4 protein-coding genes and 1 tRNA gene are annotated in these 3,474 nt (G+C 55.2%); 1 reads left to right on the top strand and 4 read right to left on the bottom strand.

Annotated elements, in window-relative coordinates; genetic code table 11:
- Positions 1 to 86 precede the first annotated feature (86 nt).
- The gene (gene galU, locus AAAB16_RS06090) at positions 87 to 926 is read right to left on the bottom strand and encodes a UTP--glucose-1-phosphate uridylyltransferase GalU (protein ID WP_340662528.1); all 840 of its coding nucleotides are present in this window, start codon (positions 924 to 926) and stop codon (positions 87 to 89) included.
- A 226-nt stretch (positions 927 to 1,152) separates the two neighbouring features.
- On the bottom strand, positions 1,153 to 1,485 hold the full coding sequence (locus tag AAAB16_RS06095) for a hypothetical protein (RefSeq protein ID WP_340662529.1): 333 nt from the start codon (positions 1,483 to 1,485) through the stop codon (positions 1,153 to 1,155).
- A gap of 200 nt (positions 1,486 to 1,685) precedes the next feature.
- Here AAAB16_RS06095 and AAAB16_RS06100 point away from each other — a divergent pair, with 200 nt between their 5' ends.
- Positions 1,686 to 2,468, top strand: a complete 783-nt coding sequence (locus tag AAAB16_RS06100) for a M23 family metallopeptidase (RefSeq protein ID WP_340662530.1) — start codon at positions 1,686 to 1,688, stop codon at positions 2,466 to 2,468.
- Positions 2,469 to 2,491: 23 nt separating this feature from the next.
- Here AAAB16_RS06100 and AAAB16_RS06105 read toward each other — a convergent pair whose 3' ends face one another.
- Together AAAB16_RS06105 and AAAB16_RS06110 are read right to left on the bottom strand one after the other, a co-directional pair.
- Positions 2,492 to 3,118 (bottom strand): response regulator transcription factor, encoded by a 627-nt coding sequence (locus AAAB16_RS06105; protein WP_340662531.1) that lies wholly within the window; start codon positions 3,116 to 3,118, stop codon positions 2,492 to 2,494.
- A 208-nt stretch (positions 3,119 to 3,326) separates the two neighbouring features.
- Positions 3,327 to 3,412 (bottom strand) — tRNA-Leu (locus AAAB16_RS06110).
- Positions 3,413 to 3,474 lie beyond the last annotated feature (62 nt).

The raw sequence follows: 3,474 nt of genomic DNA on the forward strand, positions 1-3,474 counted from the left end.
TTGACAACCACCTTGGTGCGCACAGCACACCCTACGGATATAAAAAAGCCACCTCGCGGTGGCCTTTTTTACAACTCGGGGTTGGCTTAGTAAGCCTTGCCCGTTTTGTAGAAGTTTTCGAAGCAGAAGTTGGTGGCGTCGATATAGCCCTCGGCGCCGCCGCAGTCGAAACGTTGGCCTTTGAATTTGTAGGCCAGTACGCAACCGTCTTGCGCTTGTTTCATCAGGGCGTCGGTGATCTGAATTTCGCCGCCTTTGCCTGGCTCGGTTTCTTCGATCAACTTGAAGATATCGGGGGTCAGGATGTAACGACCGATAATCGCCAGGTTCGACGGCGCATCTTCCGGCTTGGGTTTCTCCACCATGCTGTTAACGCGGTAGATGTCTTCACGGATCATTTCGCCAGCGATAACGCCGTACTTGGACACTTCATCTTTCGGCACTTCTTGAATGGCGACGATGGAGCAGCGGAATTGGTTGTACAGCTTGACCATCTGGGTCAGAACGCCGTCGCCTTCGAGGTTGACGCACAGGTCGTCCGCCAGCACTACCGCGAAGGGCTCATCGCCGATCAGTGGGCGGCCAGACAAAATGGCGTGGCCGAGGCCTTTCATTTCTACTTGGCGGGTGTAGGAGAAGCTGCAGTTGTCGATCAGACGGCGGATACCAACCAGGTATTTTTCCTTGTCGGTGCCTTTGATCTGGTGCTCCAACTCATAGCTGATGTCGAAGTGGTCTTCCAGGGCGCGCTTGCCACGGCCAGTAACGATGGAGATTTCCGAGAGCCCGGCTTCCAGGGCTTCTTCAACGCCATACTGAATCAGCGGCTTGTTCACCACCGGCAGCATTTCCTTGGGCATGGCCTTTGTCGCTGGCAGGAAGCGAGTACCGTAACCAGCAGCCGGGAACAAGCATTTCTTGATCATGTGAGTCCTTGAAAGAAGGGTCGTACCGTTAGTGCCGCGCAGTCTAATGAGGCGGCACTCGCCTTACAATGGCCTGCTCTGGGGTCAGCCACAGAGCGACCAATGCCACCATAGAGAAACCCTAGCCCAGATAGTTCCAACCAATCGCTAATATTGCGTTGGGGAGCCCATTCAGGCTGCGCGCCTAACTGTTTTTACGCGCCCTTGCAGCCTTGGCTAAGACCGGTCAAGGACGATTCTTTTGCACTGATTGGCTGCCCGGTTGCCGTTCAAACTCACCGACGCCAGGGTATTCAATAGTCTGGCGCACGTTGCCGCGAATCTGCGTTGAACCACTGCCCTGGTAGTTGCTGCTATTGCCGTAGCGATTGTCTGGAACCTGGTAGCCGCCATAGCCGGTGTAGCCCTGCTGACGGCTCGACTCACTGATGCTGCCGCTGGCGCCAGGACTGACGTAGGTGCGCGTGATGATGCGTTGCTGACCGACGACTTCCGCTGCGCTCACCCAGGCACCAGGTAAACCCACGAACACCAAGAGCACGAGGAAAATTCTGTTCATTTTGCACCACCTCAGATGTACAGCATGTAGGCGTTAGGTCGTCGGTAAAGCAGCCCGTTCACTTGCGCTGCAGGCCAATGGACCAACGGACTCCTCTCGGAAAGCGAAAGAAACGCCTACAAAAGGCGTAGGACAGGCCTACCGCCGTTAAAACCACTGCTCGTCAGAATCGGCGCTCTTCCAACTGCCGAGTCCGCGCCATGAAAAGCCTTTACCCCAATGTCGAGCAGAAAGCGCGAGCCGGCACCTTTCTAGCAGCCGCTCTCAGTGCCGTTCTAACCACGTTACCAGCCTTAGCAGTTAGCTCCCCGCTGCAATCTATAACTGCACGCTTACGGCAAGACCCTGTAAGCGTGGTTGAGTCTGATCTGGATACCAGGGAGCTGCTAAACAACAACATAAATACCGGCAACGCTGCCAAGCGCGCTCAGATGCCTAAACCCACCCTCGCAATGAGCGTGGTTCTGCCTTCCCTCCCCCACCGTTCTTCGACGTTCACACAGCCGCTGCTAAATCAGGACCTTCCCATCGGCTTGCCGCTGCAAGGCAGCCAGGTGAACTCCGCGTTTGGCCTGCGCATTCATCCCATCAAACAGTTGTTCTCTCAGCATAAGGGAATCGACTTCAGTGCACCGCGCGGCACACCGATACTAAGCACCGCCGATGGCGTGGTCTCCAAAGCCGATGCCATTGGTAACTCCAGCTACGGCAAACACATCGTGATCGAACACCCTCTCGGCTATTCGACTGTTTATGCCCATTTGGACTCGGTGGACGTTCGCAAGGGAAATAAAGTGAAGGCCCAGGAGGTGATTGGCCGTAGCGGCAACACAGGACGCAGCAGCGGCCCACACCTTCACTATGAAATCCGCTATTTGGATGAACCGATAGATCCAAAACGCTTTCTACAAGCGGTATCGACAAAGCAACAAGGTTTCTCCGGCAGCGACAAAACTAAGCCTTGGGCGGAAAAATCCTCATAACTAAGCGCGGTAAAAAGCGCCGCTTAAATTAAATCGTTGCGCTTCGCCAACTCCACCAACTCCAAAATATTGCCCACCTGCAGCTTGCCAATCAGCCGGCTTTTATAAGTGCTCACGGTCTTCTCGCTAAGCAGCAATTCATCGGCGATATCCTTGATTCGATGACCGCGAGCAAGAGCACGCAGCACCGTCAGCTCACGATCGGACAAGGTCTCGATCAGTTCCTTCTCAGACGCCAGGGTCGCACTGCCGTCCACCGAGGAATATTCAGTAACGGGAAACAGCTTGTAGCCGGACATAACGACTTGCACGGCATTAGTCAGCTGCTTCAAATCGCTATCTTTGGAGACAAAGCCCGAAGCTCCGGCCCGCGCGCAACGGACCGCATATCGGCTGGCATCAAGCCCAGAAAACACAATGATCTTGGCGGCTTTTGGCTCGGCGTGCAGGCGTTGCAGCACGGCGAAACCATCCAGCTGCGGCATGTCCATGTCGAGAATGATCAAATCCGGCGCCAGCGTGCGCACCAGGCTAACCACCTCAACGCCGTTACTGGCCTCCCCTACAACCTGGTGACCGGCGTTCTCCAACATCATGCGCGTGGCCATGCGGATTACTTCATGGTCATCAGCGATCAATACTCTGGCCAAGCATCCACCTCGATTCGTGATAAACAGAGAGCGTCCCGGCTTAGTTCAGGACGCTCTCTGATCGTAGTATCAAAGTGGAAACTGTGTAGGAAACGGTGAAAATTTTGGAGCAAACGCCGCTAGCGCATAGGGTCTCACCCGCATAGGGCAAGGGCTAGAAACGACAAAGGCCTCCCGCACTGCTGTGGGGAGGCCTTTGTTTTACAAGTGGTGCCCGGAGCCGGGGTCGAACCGGCACGTTCAAAGAACGAGGGATTTTAAGTCCCTTGCGTCTACCAATTTCGCCATCCGGGCGATGGTGTTCAGGTTAAGGCCAGCACTGTCGTTGCGGCACAGAACAGGGGCGGAATATATAC

The sequence above is a fragment of the Pseudomonas sp. genome, assembly GCF_037994325.1.
Taxonomy (GTDB): Bacteria; Pseudomonadota; Gammaproteobacteria; order Pseudomonadales; family Pseudomonadaceae; genus Aquipseudomonas.

Bases quoted from the DNA above. Each gene is read 5' to 3' on its own strand.
- galU (WP_340662528.1), bottom strand. From the start codon at position 926: ATGATCAAGAAATGCTTGTTCCCGGCTGCTGGTTACGGTACTCGCTTC.
- AAAB16_RS06095 (WP_340662529.1), bottom strand. From the start codon at position 1,485: ATGAACAGAATTTTCCTCGTGCTCTTGGTGTTCGTGGGTTTACCTGGT.
- AAAB16_RS06100 (WP_340662530.1), top strand. From the start codon at position 1,686: ATGAAAAGCCTTTACCCCAATGTCGAGCAGAAAGCGCGAGCCGGCACC.